The organism is Vibrio sp. G-C-1 (assembly GCF_021728015.1).
Lineage (GTDB): Bacteria > Pseudomonadota > Gammaproteobacteria > Enterobacterales > Vibrionaceae > Vibrio > Vibrio splendidus.
The window spans coordinates 1-15,747 of sequence record NZ_JAKKCR010000004.1; the positions used below are offsets into that span (position 1 = coordinate 1).

Genomic DNA, 15,747 nt, shown 5'->3' on the forward strand with positions numbered 1-15,747 from the left:
TTATTCACGGCAAAGACGATCGCACCCGTCGTTACCGCGGCAATTCCGGCGACAATCGCCACATTTTTCACGTTCAATCTCATGGGAGTTCCTTTAGAGTGATTGATGCTGATAACGTGGTGTATAGAGATGAAAATGACCAGTGCCTTTAACCTGTTAGGTTAAGAGTTAAACCTATTAGGTTACCCGTCATCGCTTGGGGTAGATTTTTCCTTGTTCCCACTTGCCCAAACCCGGTGATTTGAGGATGTAATCCGCGAACTTTTTGCGCCCTAGATGCTCCCTATCGACGCAGCTTTGCAGCCCCAAAATGGCCTCTATGGGGATATCGAAATAGTCCGCAATGTACTTGGCATTACGCCGTGAGCTGACCGCACCGACGTACACATATTTGGATTCATCGAGTACTGTTTTAGGCACTTCTTGCCCACGCTGAAACGTCGCGTGCATCACCAAGCCAAAGCCGCGGCCACCCGTCCAGAGCTCACCGGCTAATCCATCGAGCTTTGAGGGCGTGTTGGTGAATTTGGCCAACTCTTCGATCACGCAATGCAGCTTTTTCGGATGCTGGCCATCGCCTAATGACCAGACCATGTTGGCAAACAGCTCGAGGTTCTCACGGGTTCGCTCTTGCTCGACCAGGGCCAATCGAAACGCGGTCTTTTTCTTACGGGCAAACCACGCTTTCTGGTAGAACTCATCAAAGCTGTGGCACGCGTGCACGCGGCCGCCTTTGAGCGGCGCCTCGATGTGCTCACTGTACGGATCGAACATCACCACTTGAGACTGACGCTCGATGAAATTGAGCTGACGAATGGCGGTGGTCTTGCAGCTGCCCGTAGTGCCCATGTAACAAACGTGCTCCGCATTGTGGGCGTTATTCTTGTTCACTGGATTGGGGAGCTTCACTGTCCACCTCCTGAGGAGTATCAGGCTCAGTTGTCTCCTGAGCCTGTTTGAGTTGGCGCACTTGTTTGGCGCAGCCGCCAATCAAGGTCATAGAAGCCATGGCAAACACAAACTCGCCTTGGTACTGGCCGAACCATTTCAATCCGGCGGGACCGTACTTCTGCAGCATGGGTGATGCAGCGTCTAACCACTGGTTACCGGCTCGGGTGTCGATTTCAAATGGCACATCAAACACACTGCCGACGGTCATCTCCACCACACCTAAGCCGTAAGAAAGCATCATGCGCGCGTCTTCTTCCCCGAAACCCAATGGCTCCGGCGAAGCGTCTTGCGTCTCTGACGGCTCGGCCTCGTCTTGCTCTCGGGCTTCACGTAAGGTTTCTACGGCTTCAACGGCTTGTTGGTCGCGTTCATCCAGTTCGTTCTCCACGGGCGTGAATGGGGCTTCATTGCTCATGAGTGACTCCTTTTTTCTTCGTTAAACCAAACCACAACAACGCGCAGGTGCTTAACAGCAACAAGAATGACCAGCCTAACCGGGTGTTAACCGGCACGGGTTGGTTCTCGTTGGGTTTGTCGGGATTGCTTGAGCCCTTATCGGGCTTGGTTTCGTTCGGTTTTAAAGGGGTGTTTGGATCGGGTTTCTTATTGGCACTGTCTTTATAATCAGTAGTGGCTTTATCTGGACTCGACACCATGTGGTTGTGCAACCAGTCTTGAAACGGTTTACCCGCACTTTGATTGGTTTTGCAACTGGGGCAAATGGTATAGAGCTGACCGAGACGGCGCTTATTCTTAGGCGGCTCGCCCCCTTCGATGAGCTTGTGCTCGCCGACGGCGTGCACGGTACAGATCTCATCGCACCCATGCGTTGGGCAGGCGATGTAACCTTTGACGGGATTCTTACTGGCCATGCTTGGCCTCCAGTTCGCTCAAACGAAGATGGAAATTGTTCATGAGGGATTTCAGCAAGTGGATGGTCGTCGCCACCTGTTGGCTGGCTTCTTCGGCCGCTTGGATCGCGACAAGGGGTTTCTTAAAGGTGGGAACGGTGCTCCAGTCTGGCGCCGCTTGGGTCAGCGTTTGTTCAACGAGCTCAAGCTCGCTGACCAATTGTTGGTAGCGCGGTTGATGCATTGTCATTGTGTTATCCTCTGTCTCTCGACGTTGGTGTGTCCCTGTCTCTCGACGTTAACTAATAGATTATAACAATTAAAATGTAAAACTTAATAGGTTTAAGTAATTAAAATGTGCACTTCGATTTCGCCTTGGCTTTCCTAACAGGCCGTCGCGCAGCGACTCACTGGCCGTTGCTGTGCCAGCATTTTCGGTGTTTATCGCCATGCTACAACACCTCTCGCGCCTCTAGGCTCCAGCTCGCTGGCGAGCTCGATGAGCCGCTTCCTTATAAGTTATCCCCGTTTTTCACGGGGTAACAGTAACTCTCCCTTACATCTATCTTTAGATAGATCATTAGTCTTTAGACTATGCGTTGTGATCTCAAAGACTGAATTCATGGAGTAGTTAACGCCATAAAACACCGGTTAATGAAACGGTTATCCACAACGAGGAATTCACGGTCTTAAATCGATGAGATTGGATAGGAATAGAGACGAAAAACCCCGAAAAATCGGGGTTCAGGCGGATCGAGGGACAGTTTGAGCTTTGATCTTAAGGCACAGGGCTGTAATGACGTTGAGTGCTACGACGGGCAAACTTACGCAGTAACGTGATCGGTGTGAGGAGGTAACGGATGTGTACGCCAGTTGAGGCGGCCATTTTCTTGAGGTTCTTAGTCGCAGCTTGTTTGGCATTCGCGTAGGCCACGTTTAAACCGAGATCGCGAAAATACTTGTCGGTGATGCGCTTGATGGACGCCAAGCCGTACCAATCGCCATTGATGTTCTCTCGTGGCTGCTTTGAAGTGATCCAACCTCGGTCTTTCGCGTAACTCACGCACTGTTTGACGCGCCATTCCGGTAAGCCAGTGCCTTTGGCCACATTCGCCCACGTACGCAATAAGAATCCTTTCGCCGTCACTACACCCACTTTACAGGTGCGAAACTCCAACTCACTCACCAAGTAGTCCATCACTCGGCCTATATCGGTTAAGTATTGGCGCTGTGTTGATTTGCCCGAACGAGACAACAGATAGTCATATTGTGAGGGGTTCTCCAACAGCTTTCTCCAGCGATCACGATTGAGCGCGGCCAATGGCCGCGCACTTCGTTTGTGTGGGGAACGTTGATGCTGATTCGTCTTCATCACTCTTTGACGCGCTTTAGGGTCTATTGTTATGGTTTTTGAACAACGGTTTTTGACGTTCAACGATTTGTCTCAGCGACACAATCACCAATCTGACACTCGACGTTAGCTTGCCTTGTTTGGCCGCTTGCTCAGCTGCCGCTAATGTCTCATCCAGTTTCGATTCTTGGTTATTCATCCCACCTCCAAACATTGATATCTCTGCTCTACCTCACCCTATATGAAACTATTTCGTATTTAAAATGCGTTTTAGGGATGGAAATAGGGAGAGTTCTAGCTTTTAATCATCTCAAAGGACGTGGACGAACATGCAAGTTATTAACTACACAAATGCACTTTTGAATCGAGTCAAAGCCAAGTACGAACTGACCTCAGAGTACCAATTGGCGAAGAAACTCAAGGTTAGTGATACTAGACTCTATAACTGGAGAAGAGGTATCGCGGGGATGGATTGGGACGTGGCGTTCCACATCGCTGATATCTTGGGTGAAAGTGATCAAAATGTCGTGTTTGGCTTGCTGCCTAACAAACAGAAAAATAGAAGAGTAATCAAGGTGTTAAGAGATAACACACCCGATTGAAAAGGTACGTTTTTACTTTAACCCCACGTACATAATACGCACTGAGATTGTAAGCCCCAGATAGTAATGTCACTATTTTCCAAAGTTATTCTTGTCATCGTTTCCTCTTAAACCCTTAATACAACTGGTGCCTCAAGCATATTGAGTTCACCAGCATTCTCTAAATGCTCTTTTAACCCAATCATTATATGTGTCGCCAACATCTACATGATTCGTTTATATAAAGCCGATTAACGAGAACATTTGTTCCGTCTGTCTGCTTACATCTTTTTTGTACTAATGATTCACCGCGCTGTGTGTAAACCTTGTGGGCAATTGCTGTCGTTTCTTTTTCAGATTTTACACACGCCACCGTGTTTCTTGTTGGCTGCTCACGTTGAATTCTGTTTTGTGTTATCCAGTAAGCCAGTTAAGTTTTATCACACGAGCTCACCTGTAAGTTTTAACGCTGAGTTTTTAAACCCAATTTACAGCTCGCTCTAAGTTTGTGCTTGTTGGTTAGATTATTGGATTACTCCGTGTGTTTCTCAGATCCACGTTATGTCATGAACAGACTTGTTCACACACTCTTAAGCAAATTGTTATGCTTAAATTTGGTTTAGCTCGGCACGCATCTGCTGCATTAATTTTTGAGCTGTATTTTTAGTTTGGTCCCCTAAAGCTTTTAGCTCACCTTGATACTGTTGGGACAATTCATTATTTTGAGAAAGAACTATTTCTGTAAACTTACCCATAAACTCATTAGCTTTATCCATAGACAATTTAGTGAGAGCTTCAAGCCTAGTAAAAGTCTCGATCATTTCATCAGTAGCCGTTAACTTAAGTTTATTCGACTCACTCTGCAGCTTTAACACATCTGAAAGTCCTTCTTGCATGAATGATGAGATTTGAGAACTAAACCTTGTGATCACCTCACGCTCTTGGTCTTTATCACCGCGCTGAGTTGCCGCTAGATAATCATTCAGGTACTTATCAAAAACTGGCTGCATTCGTGCAGGCATATCGACTTGATGCTTTTTACCAAATTCATCGAGGTTTTCGACATAGGCTTCATATTGAGTGGCTTTAAGTTCAAAAACCTTCTTTCTTCTATCTGCATCCAAAGTTAACTCATGCTTTAACTTCGCCAATGCTTTGTCATGGCTTTGCTTATTAAAATACGCAAACAGCCCCCAAAAGACATTAACAACACCAAACACCCATGCGAAGTAATCTGGATTATCTTGAATGATGCTATAAATTGTTTCCATACTTCCTCTTTAGGCATAACAGTTACTAGACAGAAAACTCTGGATTTCAATACAAAACTTTCTGTCTAGTTAATTTTTTGAGAAAGAATTATATCCATTAACCCCCCTTATAACAGTGGTTTAAATCATTAACAGTAAAACAGGGGGCTTAAAATGTAGAAAGGACTACTTTCCGAAGAAAATAGCGCTTTATCTGTGAATTATCGCACCATGGCGCGCATGCCTAGCGTGTCGACCACAACAGAACCGACTACAATCCAATAAGTGTTAGGGATGTTCTGCAGTGCATTGAAGCCTTGTTCTACATATGGCGCGTAATTGGGAATAAAAGACAAAATGAATGGAACGAACGCTCTCATAGACAACAAAGTGTTTCGATAAAACGAGCTCAAAAAAGTGACACTGCAACATAACTGCCCTCCACTTTAATTGATGAACAGTAACAGTGGCCTCGTGACTAGTTGTCACAGCAAGCCAGAAAACTTGCACACACCACTCTGATGACAACAAACCGAGCCTCTTTAAATTTAACTGTATAAATATACAGTTAAATTATTACCCCCGTAAAAACAGTACTTATTGAGCAAATAACATTCAGAATCAAGGCTCTGCGTTCAGATTTTAAACTTACATTTGGTTAAATGAATCTCTTTACTGTATAACCTGAGCTCTGCGTTAGTTTTAGGTATACCGATTCCACCTAGGGTAATACTCAAAGAGAATCTTCGACTGCGCCAACTCTAAGGCATTGCGCATTACATTAGAATCACGTGTACGGGTTAGTATCATGAGTGACAAAGCATTCCGAAAACTCAACATATTCCTTTCGATTTTTTGCCTAGCAATCACGCTAGTGTCGTTGATCTCTTTTAATACGCTCATGAATAAGAGCTACGTTATTACACCCGACAAATACCCTACACGCGTTAACACAGACAGAGACCACGATGGTGGCACCGTAGGCTCATTACATAAGTTAGAAGATGGAATTGAGTTACAGTGTGACTTTGAACGGACCTATAGCTTACCCTTCTGTGAAATTGAATTCGTTATATCGACACAAGGTAAAGGGCTCGATCTCTCAACGTTCGATTCGGTCACCATTAATATGGATTACCAAGGCCAAGAAGACCCAAGGTTTCGCTTCTACATTCGTAATTACGACAAGAATTACAGCGTGAAAGGTGATGCTATGTCGAATAAGTTCAATCGCTTAGACTTCTCGTTACCAGATAAAAACCACATCGACTTAAATTACTTCAACGTACCTTTTTGGTGGATTGATCATTACAACCAACCTATTACTAGTAGCGCGGTAGACATCACAAACGCGGTGTCTGTTGAGCTCGGGCTTGGAGCCAGCACGCTAGATGGACACCATTCACTTAAGATCTCGAGCATTGTTTTCCACGGTAAAATCATCAGCAAAGCTTTGTTAGGTGAACTCTTAATTGGATTATGGGTGACCTATGCCATCTGTTATGTAGGTTGTGCGTTACACATCGCACAGCGAAGCAAAACGCGTGCAGCAGAGCAACAACGCTATTTAACCCAAGAAATTGAAGAGTTAAAGGTAAAAGCAACAACCGATCCGTTGACCGGATGTAGAAACCGAACCGAAGCGTTAGATACCTTCTATGATTTCGAATGGTTGGCGCAACAAGGAAAAACGATTCACATCGCGTTGTTTGATTTGGACCATTTTAAGCAGATCAATGATCAACATGGCCATGAAGTGGGTGACAAAGTACTTATTCAGTTTGTCGCAACTGCGAACGAGAGCCTTGGTGAGCAGTATTTACTTTATCGCTGGGGTGGTGAGGAGTTTCTACTCGTTTGCCTGGAACAAACTGCGCTACAGTGTAACGAATCTATCGATAATTTTTACCTAGCAATGGACCAAAGACCTTGGCCTAAAGCGCTTAAAGTAACGACTTCGACTGGAGTAACGCAGCTTAAGGAGCATGAATCGATACGTACGGCCATCAAACGTGCAGACAAAGCGCTCTACCAAGCGAAAGACAACGGACGAAACCAAGTCGTTACGTTTGATTAAGGCTCGCTAGACCGGACTGCAGCTACACATTCAACTCTCAGCCACTACTCAATCAACACGCCATTAATATCCTGTCGATATCTACTCTCCACTTAAGCACCCGTTAAATTTTTAACCGCAGACCAAACAACCTCATAAGCTTTAGTGTCTCATCAGCATTCTAATCGATTCGTATGCCTATAAGCGCGCTCTCGCCATCTGCTATAACACCATCTGTAATAAGACCGTTTGCTATAACACCATCGATAGCATTCTCAGGTTGATACGTATCGTTCCTGAATCGCTCTATAAACCGCTCCCTACGCCTCTAAGCTTCCTAAACACTTGTTCTTAAAGACGCGTATTTGGCTAGTAAAGCGTGCTCTAACCTGTGGTCAGTCACTCGTGGTATCGGTTTTAAACATTACCGTCGTCACTTATCTCGCACTGTTTTTAGATGAAATCCTCATTTATCTGCTTCTGAACATTCATGCACTCGTATCCGCTAAAAATAGAAGTCACAACGTCACTAGCCTTAAAAAACACCATATATTTAAGCACTTAGATGTGGTGACATAAATGCTGACACCTAAAATGGCGATTGTTTTACTTTCAGACCTTGCTGTAATTTAATTACAACTCAAAGCCAAGGAAAGCCTGAAACGTGGATTACTCCGACATAACTCACTGAATAAAAGGAATTTAATGGTTTTGGATAGGTCGGGAATTTAGGGTAGCTAAAGAGTTGGTATGTACGAGATAATATACTAGAGGGTAATATATTTAGTTATAGTGCACTAAGGGGTTAAAAAAGAAGGGCTGATGCCCTACTCTTCTTTATTACTCATTTCTTCACGAATTTGCTCAGCAACAATTTTAATCGCTTGTCCTGTGCTGATGCCCTGAGTCATCATTTCTTGAATTCGTTCAACAGCTTTCTGTTGTTCTTCGTGAGAAAGGGTTGGTAAGTCGTTTAGCATGCTCTGCTCCTTTATTTAGGAGCAGCACTATATAAGGACTGTTAGTAACTAGCAAGGAAATTGATTGATGCACCCATTGCATTTTCGTTTGTGTAGTTTGCACTTAGATCTAACTGGAACAAGTTGAGTGGCGAGATACCAATACCGGCTGTGACTGTTCCTTCTGAATCAGAGTAAGCCAGGTTCTTGTAGTACCCTCCCCTTAACTTAAGCTGACGCAGAAGATCGACTTCGGTACCAACACGAATCATCTGTTCGTTATCAGCAAACGAAGTAAACTTCTCAGCTTCATTCAAATCATAATCAACACTCAACGTAAAGTAGTCAGAAACGATACCCGCCCCAACAGTGTAAACAGGCTCTAATTTGTAGGCGTATTTGCCCCCAACTGAATGTCCGGGAACGATTTCTTTTGTAGAGTCTTTTGTCTCGATGTCTCGAGAGATTAAGTTAGTCGCTGCGAATCCAACTCTAAACGGGCCAAAAAACCACAGTGCGCCAGCATCAACGTTAAACGTCGTGTCACCATCACCATTTTCTCTTACGTCAGATAAGTCATAGTCGTTTACTGACGCAACATAGTTGTACGTGTAGATACGCTGGAGTTTTGGAGAGATGCCAAATGATAAGTGCTGCCCCATAAAAGTTTGATACTTCGCTAAGGATATACCAACTTCAGCGACTCCAATTGAAACCGCTTCTACTGCCGAACGCTGCAAATTGTCCGTGTCACTGCCTGCCGTATACACGTCTGGTGTTACAAAACTTTCAGTGTACGCTTTGCCAAATATATTCGCAGCGACAAATTGATTTGGCAGCGCAAAAGCTACAACGCCACCTAAGTCAAAGTTCGCTTGATTACCATCAAGTTTCTTCAATCCATCTGTAATATCACTGCCTGAAGCATCAAGCACTGCATCGATGTTCGATTTCATGTCATCTGGGTCGTTATAGCTACCACCAAAACTTGGCGTGATCATACCCATATCATCGTTACGACGATAAATGGCAACAAGTGCAGGGTTATAGAATGGAGCGGTTAGGAAGTTTGCTGAAACAACACCAACACCACCCATCGCATCACCACGCGCTTCAATGGCGTAGTTTGCTGCTGAAAGAGGAAGACTGGCGAATGCAATTGATGCTGCGAGTAGTTTAGTCGTATTTTTCATGCCGTTTATCTTTGTTAGATCCCTTACATAGTTAACGGCTCAATTCTAAATTACTTTAACTCTTCTTCGCTAGAAATATCATAAGTTTTACTGATAGTTTGTGCTTGTTCTATCGCTATGTCACCTTGCCAGCGTGAATGCACCATTGAAACCGCCAAAACGTAGCGATCATTGGGAAGTTCTTCGCCAGTGAGGTTCATTGGATAATCAGATTCATAGCTCTTGCCCCACACCTGCTCATAGTGTTCATCGACGTAATCGTACAAACCAATTTCGAGCTTAGGAAGCGGACAATAAGGATTCAGCAGTTCTTTTTTATCGATGCGCCACGTGTCTTTTGATGCCCAACGAACTTGCTGTCGAAAAGCAACGTCAGCAAGAATAATCCAAGTACTCCATGAATTACCGCCATCGCCTTTCACACTTAAACGATACAGGCCTGACTCAAGTTGAGATGCTAAATTGTAACGCTTGCGGTATAGGCTCACCGATGCGTTGTTTACCACTTCACTGTCTTTGGTCAGTTCACTGTCCGATGAAACAATCTTATCGACCCATTTCTCGAAGGTAATATCTTGAATGTTGTTTTCGGATTCAACATCAATCGATACGCGAAAAGTATCTCGGCCAGGGCTTTGAATGATGTGTCTTTTAACGACGACTGAACTGATCCAATCTGGGAGTGTTTTTCTGGTGAGGGTTTTACCACAATCTTTGTTCAATGCTTGATCGAACAGCTCATTGAGGTGATCTTCTCGTGATTGAGAAGAGTTGATTTGCCAAACTTCCACTAGTGAATCAAACATCTGAGGTAAGTCATTATCCAACAGGTGTTTATGAACTTGAGTTAGAGTATCGCTACTCTTAAACCAATCTGCAGCTTGCGCGGTATTCACCACGCAAGACAACATTAATAGTGGAAGTAAGGCTTTTTTCATTACGCTTTCATCTTGTAACCAACGCCACGTAGCGTTTCGATTTCTAGACCCGGCAGTTTCTGTCTTAGTTGCAGAACGTGCGTGTCTACCGTACGTGTTGTTGGGAAATGGTTGTAACCCCATACATGGTCAAGCAGCTCATCACGAGTGAATACACGGCCAAGGTTGCTTGCCAAAAATAGCAGTAGGTCGAACTCAGTGCGCGTTAACGTGACTTCCAGTTCATTGAAAAACACTTCACGTGTCGCTTTATCGATAACCAGATTTTGAGCCATCACTTTTGATGCGTCTTGATCTTCAGCATCAGGCAGGCGTAACTGCGCGCGAATTCGAGCAAACAATTCAGCTTCTGCGAAAGGCTTAGTTAGGTAGTCGTTTGCACCTGAGTCTAGGCCCGCAACTTTGTCTTTTACTGTGACGAGAGCCGTTAGCAAAATAACTGGGATGTCTTTCTTTTTCTTCCAACCTGGAAGTGAATCTACTGAGTCACCATCAGGAAGCTGACGGTCTAGAATCACTAGGTCCGCTTGTTCCCAGTAGCCTTCAACTTCAGAGATCAGTTCTGCATGCAAACATTCATATCCAGCTTGCTCAAGGCTAACTAATAAACCGTCAGCTAAATTTTTATCATCTTCAACGAGAAGCAATGTCTGTTTCACAAGGTATCTCCAAAATAAATGTTGTTGGGGGGCCGATAAGCGTCATGTGACCGCCCATTTTTCCGACCATAGATTCCACTATCGTCAGACCTAAACCGAGTCCACTCTTACTTACGAATGGCTTTCTTAGTTGCCCCCAATCTTTGCGGGACAAGTCTCCATTATCTATAACTTTGAATGTCAGCTTCTTGTCAGAAGTATTCAGTTCTAGTATCACTGGTGCGACACCGTATTTAACGGCGTTTCTGATCAGGTTGTCGATGCACGTTCCTAACCAATATACGTTTATTTTTGCAGCAATGTCTTTGTTTACACGGAGTTCAATACCCGGTGCAAATTCTTCTTCAACTTTGTATTGAAGCCACTCTTCAACGCTTGGTACCCACTCTGTTGCGAGCGGTTGGTTGTCTGATTGCAAATAGTCTTTACTTGCTTCTGCCAACTGTCTTAAACGGCGAGTATCTTCACACAACCTACGAAACTCATCATATACCGATTCTGGTAAGTGTTCGAACTCGCGTCTGAACCCTTCAACCGTCAATGACAAACTTGCAATCGGCGTTCTTAATTCGTGCGTTAGGATTTGAAGCACCAGCATGCGGCTCTTCATCTCTTGTTTCTTACTGTTCCAACGGTAAACTGCCCACCCCAAAACAAGCATGATGTTGGCGAGCACCAAGATAAACATGGCGACTTGCAGAAGCTCTGAATGATCTTCTATTTCCCAACATACATTACCGCGCTGAACAAAACAGCTTTTGCCTTCTGAAGATAAACTGAACGATAATCCAGAAAGTGTCGCGTTTTCATTCCAGTCTGATTCTTTGTACAGGTAATATCTGTCGCCGCGTTTTACCCACATTTCGTCAAGCTCGACAAACATGCTCGCACCAGCTAACAGTGCCGTGATGGCCTCACTGTCCATGTTTTGTAAACGAGATAACAGTTCATCATGCTCAGTATTTGGACGCTCTTGAATATGCATAAAGCGTTTCAAAGAGTCGAACTTGTCAGGATACTTCTCTACGTATCGCGCCGCATAAGAACCACCACCTGGGTGAATCAAGCCACTACGGCTGAACCAACGATCAGAAAGCTTGGTTCCTTTACACATTGCACGAGTAAAGACCAAAGGCTCGGTGATCAACGGGCTTAGCGGTAATTTCCCGCTACAGGTTTTTGATAACTGGTATAAGCGCTGTATGTCTTTTAATGGGTACTCTGCGGTTTGTGGCAGCATAGAAGACGGCATGATCAAACGTGTTGGATAATCAGCCTGCAACAATCGAATATCATAAGATTCGATTGCGGTTTCATGATCAAAGAGTTTGGTGAAATTATCGATACGCTCAGGTAAAGAGTCAGCAAGCGCGTTTGCAGACACAGATAATGTAGCGATAAAAAGAGTAAATGTTCTTTTGATGATCACAAACCAACGCAAATTCATATAGATCAAACAAATATATACCATTCGCTATCAAAGATAAATTTTTAACCGCATGAAAAACAGTGGGAATGGTGAGTTATAGCGATAAATCCCATCATATTAGGATTGTGTTGCACAGGCGCACTCGCAAGCTGATTGATGAATCCAGCCATCATTCGAATGGGTTTTCTTGCCCTGTTTGTTGTGAATTTTGGTTAAAACACGTTCTGAGGATCAAAAAAAGGAGCTCAAATGAGCTCCTTATCGAGTTATTACAGATTTCTTAGAGGTGATCTCTATAGATGTTCTAGAATGCCTAGACAGCTCTGTTTAGCATCACCAAACAGCATCTGCGTATTCTCTTTGAAGAACAGTGGGTTTTGCACACCAGCGTAACCTGTGTTCATCGAACGTTTGAATACGATAACATTCTGAGCATTCCAAACTTCAAGTACTGGCATACCAGCAATTGGGCTGTTTGGATCTTCAAGTGCTGCAGGGTTCACGGTGTCATTTGCACCAATAACCAATACAGTATCTGTCTCATCGAAGTCGTCATTGATTTCGTCCATTTCAAGAACGATATCGTAAGGCACTTTTGCTTCAGCAAGCAGTACATTCATGTGACCCGGTAACCTACCAGCCACTGGGTGGATACCAAATCGAACTTTGATGCCCTGCGCTCTTAGCTTGTCAGTGATTTCATGCACTGGGTATTGAGCTTGAGCTACTGCCATGCCGTACCCTGGAGTGATGATGACTGACTTTGAGTTTTTCAGCATGTCTGCCACATCTTCAGCTGATGTTTCGCGGTGTTCACCCTGCTCTTCATCGCCGTCAGACACAACGACGTCTTGGCCGAATCCACCAGCGATAACACTAATGAACGAACGGTTCATCGCCTTACACATGATGTAAGACAGAATCGCACCTGATGAACCTACCAACGCACCCGTTACGATAAGCAGATCGTTCGCAAGCATGAAACCTGCTGCCGCTGCTGCCCAACCAGAGTACGAGTTCAGCATAGAAACAACCACTGGCATATCTGCGCCGCCAATCGATGCCACTAGGTGGTAACCGAATGCGAATGCGATAAGAGTCATCACCATTAATGCGAACATGCTGCCGTCAGCTTTAACGAACATGATCATGAGCAATGTAGAAGCAACGATAGCCGCTAGGTTCCACTTATGCTTATGAGGGATGTTCAGTGCCGACGAAGAGATAACGCCGCGAAGCTTACCAAATGCAACAATAGAACCGGTGAAGGTTACCGCACCGATAAACACGCCTAGGAACACTTCCACTAAGTGGATAACGTGCTCTGCATGCGTTGCCGCTTCTGGTGCATCAATGTAGCTGTTGTAACCAACAAGTACCGCCGCCATACCTACGAAGCTGTGCAGAATTGCCACCAGCTCTGGCATTTCTGTCATTTCTACTTTCTTCGCGAAGTGGATACCAATACCACCACCGATCACCATAGCAATGATGATCCACACAATTCCAGCAGAATGAGGGCCAAAGATCGTCGCGATCAGCGCGATTGCCATACCAGTGATACCGTAATAGTTACCTGCACGTGCAGATTCCTGTTTCGATAACCCGGCCAAGCTCATTATAAAGAATACAGCAGCAACAATATAAGCTGCTTGTACTAATCCTTCAGACATCTGTTACTCCTTAGTCTTTACGGAACATTTCAAGCATACGTTTGGTCACGGTAAAGCCACCAAAGATATTGATACTTGCAATTAATACGGCAATAAATGATAAGAATGTGACGACGCCACTTCCTTGTCCTATCTGTAACAGTGCACCTACTACAATGATCCCTGAAATCGCGTTAGTTACGGACATCAGAGGTGTATGCAGTGAATGGCTTACATTCCAAACTACGTAATAACCCACCACACAAGCGAGAACAAAAACGGTAAAGTGAGATAAGAACGCAGCAGGAGCAACCGAAGCTATCCAAGCGAAAGCACCTACAGCAACTGCCATACCCGCCGCTTTCTTAATTGGAGAGACAGGTTCTTGAACTTTTGGTTCAGGTCTCACCGCTTTAGGCTTAGCTTGTTGTTGTGGTTGAGCAGAAACTTGAATTGGTGGAGCTGGCCAAGTCACTTCGCCCTCTTTAACCACCGTTACGCCACGTAAGACGACATCTTCAAAGTCGATATTGATGTTGCCATCTTTCTCTTTGCAAAGCAGTTTCAGCAGGTTAACTAAGTTAGTCGCATATAGCTGAGATGATTGAGTCGGCAGTCGACCAACCATATCGGTGTAACCAACCACTTTCACACCATTAGCGGTTGTGATCACTTGATCTGCAACCGTGTATTCACAGTTACCGCCATTCGCAGCGGCAAGATCCACAATGACGCTACCTGCACTCATGCTGTCTACCATCTCTTTGGTAATCAGCTTAGGTGCCGGGCGACCTGGGATAAGTGCCGTTGTAATAATGATATCGACGTCTTTTGCTTGAGCCGCATAAAGCTCTTCCGCTTTCTTGTTGAATGCTTCAGACATCTCTTTTGCGTAGCCATCACCCGCGCTGGTATCTTCCTTGAAATCGACTTCCAAGAATTCAGCGCCCATAGATTCGACTTGCTCTTTTACTTCAGGACGAACATCGAATGAACGAACGATCGCACCCAAGCTACCTGCAGCGCCAATCGCCGCTAGGCCAGCAACACCCGCACCAGCAACCAATACTTTCGCTGGTGGAACTTTACCTGCCGCCGTAATTTGACCCGTGAAGAATCGACCAAACTCATGCGCGGCTTCAACAACGGCACGATAACCGGCAATGTTTGCCATAGAACTCAATGCATCTAGCGCCTGAGCTCTCGAAATTCGTGGAACAGAATCCATGGCCATCACGTTGATGCTACGAGTAGACAATTGTTCCATTAATTCAGGATTTTGAGCAGGCCAAATAAAGCTGACCAATGTTGCGCCATCTTTAAGTAGATCGATTTCGTTTTTAGACTCGTCAACGATCGGAGCGTTAACTTTAAAGATAATATCGGATTTCCAAGCTTCATCTGCGGTAACAACTTTTGCTCCAGCTTGTTCATAAGCTGCATCTTCAAAACTTGCTAACGCACCTGCTTGTGATTCAACACAAACTTCAAACCCTAATTTTAGAAGCTGTTCTACCGATTTCGGCGAAGCAGCGACTCGCGTTTCACCTGCGAGTGTTTCTCTTGGTACACCAATTTGCATAGCTATTCCTTGACTATTGGCACGAATGACTTATTCGTTTGTATCTAACGACAACTAATACTTCAAGCGTTTTGTTCAAAGAACAGGAAAAGTTATTACTTATAACGATTTGGATGGAATTTGAGCGCTTCATTTGAAGAAATGACGACCGTCTCGAACTAAGAGGTCAAACCACTTGCAAATAATCCTTTAAATAACAACTTACTAGCTGTTCTTTGTCCCTAAAACTAAAAAGAGCTTTCAGCATATACACTGAAAGCTCTCTAAATTATGACCAACATCAATTCTAACCCTA

General features: G+C 44.6%; 17 protein-coding genes. 2 read left to right on the plus strand and 15 right to left on the minus strand.

The window, feature by feature from the left end; all coding sequences use genetic code 11:
* Positions 1-189: 189 nt before the first annotated feature.
* The 6 genes from L3V36_RS07310 to L3V36_RS07335 form a co-directional block, all read right to left on the minus strand.
* Positions 190-909, minus strand: a complete 720-nt coding sequence (locus tag L3V36_RS07310; protein WP_237296634.1) for a type IV secretory system conjugative DNA transfer family protein — start codon at positions 907-909, stop codon at positions 190-192.
* Positions 878-1,366, minus strand: coding sequence for a hypothetical protein (locus tag L3V36_RS07315; RefSeq protein ID WP_237296636.1), 489 nt, complete (start codon positions 1,364-1,366; stop codon positions 878-880). The genes L3V36_RS07310 and L3V36_RS07315 overlap by 32 nt, the downstream gene beginning before the upstream one ends.
* Positions 1,356-1,823 (minus strand): hypothetical protein, encoded by a 468-nt coding sequence (locus L3V36_RS07320; protein WP_237296638.1) that lies wholly within the window; start codon positions 1,821-1,823, stop codon positions 1,356-1,358. Before L3V36_RS07320 ends, L3V36_RS07315 begins: the two co-directional genes overlap by 11 nt.
* A complete protein-coding gene (locus tag L3V36_RS07325) occupies positions 1,813-2,052 on the minus strand; it encodes a hypothetical protein (protein ID WP_237296640.1) in 240 nt (79 codons plus the stop codon). The genes L3V36_RS07320 and L3V36_RS07325 overlap by 11 nt, the downstream gene beginning before the upstream one ends.
* A 528-nt stretch (positions 2,053-2,580) precedes the next feature.
* On the minus strand, positions 2,581-3,174 hold the full coding sequence (locus tag L3V36_RS07330) for a hypothetical protein (protein WP_017082186.1): 594 nt from the start codon (positions 3,172-3,174) through the stop codon (positions 2,581-2,583).
* A gap of 16 nt (positions 3,175-3,190) precedes the next feature.
* Complete coding sequence (locus L3V36_RS07335; RefSeq protein ID WP_017093600.1) at positions 3,191-3,352, minus strand: hypothetical protein; 162 nt, start codon at positions 3,350-3,352, stop codon at positions 3,191-3,193.
* Positions 3,353-3,482: 130 nt separating this feature from the next.
* Between L3V36_RS07335 and L3V36_RS07340 the strand changes: the two genes are divergently transcribed.
* Positions 3,483-3,755: a helix-turn-helix transcriptional regulator gene (locus L3V36_RS07340; protein ID WP_017082184.1), complete on the plus strand. Its 273-nt coding sequence runs from the start codon at positions 3,483-3,485 to the stop codon at positions 3,753-3,755.
* A gap of 587 nt (positions 3,756-4,342) precedes the next feature.
* Here L3V36_RS07340 and L3V36_RS07345 read toward each other — a convergent pair.
* Entirely contained in the window at positions 4,343-5,005 is a 663-nt protein-coding gene (locus L3V36_RS07345; protein WP_102499921.1) for a hypothetical protein, read from the minus strand.
* A gap of 200 nt (positions 5,006-5,205) precedes the next feature.
* Entirely contained in the window at positions 5,206-5,373 is a 168-nt protein-coding gene (locus L3V36_RS07350; RefSeq protein ID WP_208775641.1) for a hypothetical protein, read from the minus strand.
* 380 nt (positions 5,374-5,753) lie between these two features.
* Between L3V36_RS07350 and L3V36_RS07355 the strand changes: the two genes are divergently transcribed.
* On the plus strand, positions 5,754-7,061 hold the full coding sequence (locus tag L3V36_RS07355; RefSeq protein ID WP_102447405.1) for a GGDEF domain-containing protein: 1,308 nt from the start codon (positions 5,754-5,756) through the stop codon (positions 7,059-7,061).
* A gap of 806 nt (positions 7,062-7,867) precedes the next feature.
* On the opposite strand, the gene L3V36_RS07360 is transcribed toward L3V36_RS07355, so the two are convergent.
* From L3V36_RS07360 to pntA, 7 genes are all read right to left on the minus strand, one after another.
* Positions 7,868-8,020, minus strand: a complete 153-nt coding sequence (locus L3V36_RS07360; protein ID WP_017073513.1) for a YoaH family protein — start codon at positions 8,018-8,020, stop codon at positions 7,868-7,870.
* A gap of 41 nt (positions 8,021-8,061) precedes the next feature.
* Complete coding sequence (locus L3V36_RS07365) at positions 8,062-9,192, minus strand: conjugal transfer protein TraF (RefSeq protein WP_017084893.1); 1,131 nt, start codon at positions 9,190-9,192, stop codon at positions 8,062-8,064.
* A 50-nt stretch (positions 9,193-9,242) separates the two neighbouring features.
* Positions 9,243-10,130: a DUF2861 family protein gene (locus L3V36_RS07370; RefSeq protein ID WP_102447406.1), complete on the minus strand. Its 888-nt coding sequence runs from the start codon at positions 10,128-10,130 to the stop codon at positions 9,243-9,245.
* Positions 10,130-10,789, minus strand: coding sequence for a response regulator transcription factor VxrB (gene vxrB / locus L3V36_RS07375; protein WP_009845363.1), 660 nt, complete (start codon positions 10,787-10,789; stop codon positions 10,130-10,132). Before vxrB ends, L3V36_RS07370 begins: the two co-directional genes overlap by 1 nt.
* A complete protein-coding gene (vxrA, locus tag L3V36_RS07380; protein ID WP_004731017.1) occupies positions 10,764-12,236 on the minus strand; it encodes a sensor histidine kinase VxrA in 1,473 nt (490 codons plus the stop codon). Before vxrA ends, vxrB begins: the two co-directional genes overlap by 26 nt.
* Positions 12,237-12,511: 275 nt before the next feature.
* A complete protein-coding gene (gene pntB / locus L3V36_RS07385; RefSeq protein WP_017079246.1) occupies positions 12,512-13,891 on the minus strand; it encodes a Re/Si-specific NAD(P)(+) transhydrogenase subunit beta in 1,380 nt (459 codons plus the stop codon).
* A gap of 10 nt (positions 13,892-13,901) precedes the next feature.
* Entirely contained in the window at positions 13,902-15,452 is a 1,551-nt protein-coding gene (pntA, locus tag L3V36_RS07390) for a Re/Si-specific NAD(P)(+) transhydrogenase subunit alpha (protein ID WP_004731020.1), read from the minus strand.
* Positions 15,453-15,747 lie beyond the last annotated feature (295 nt).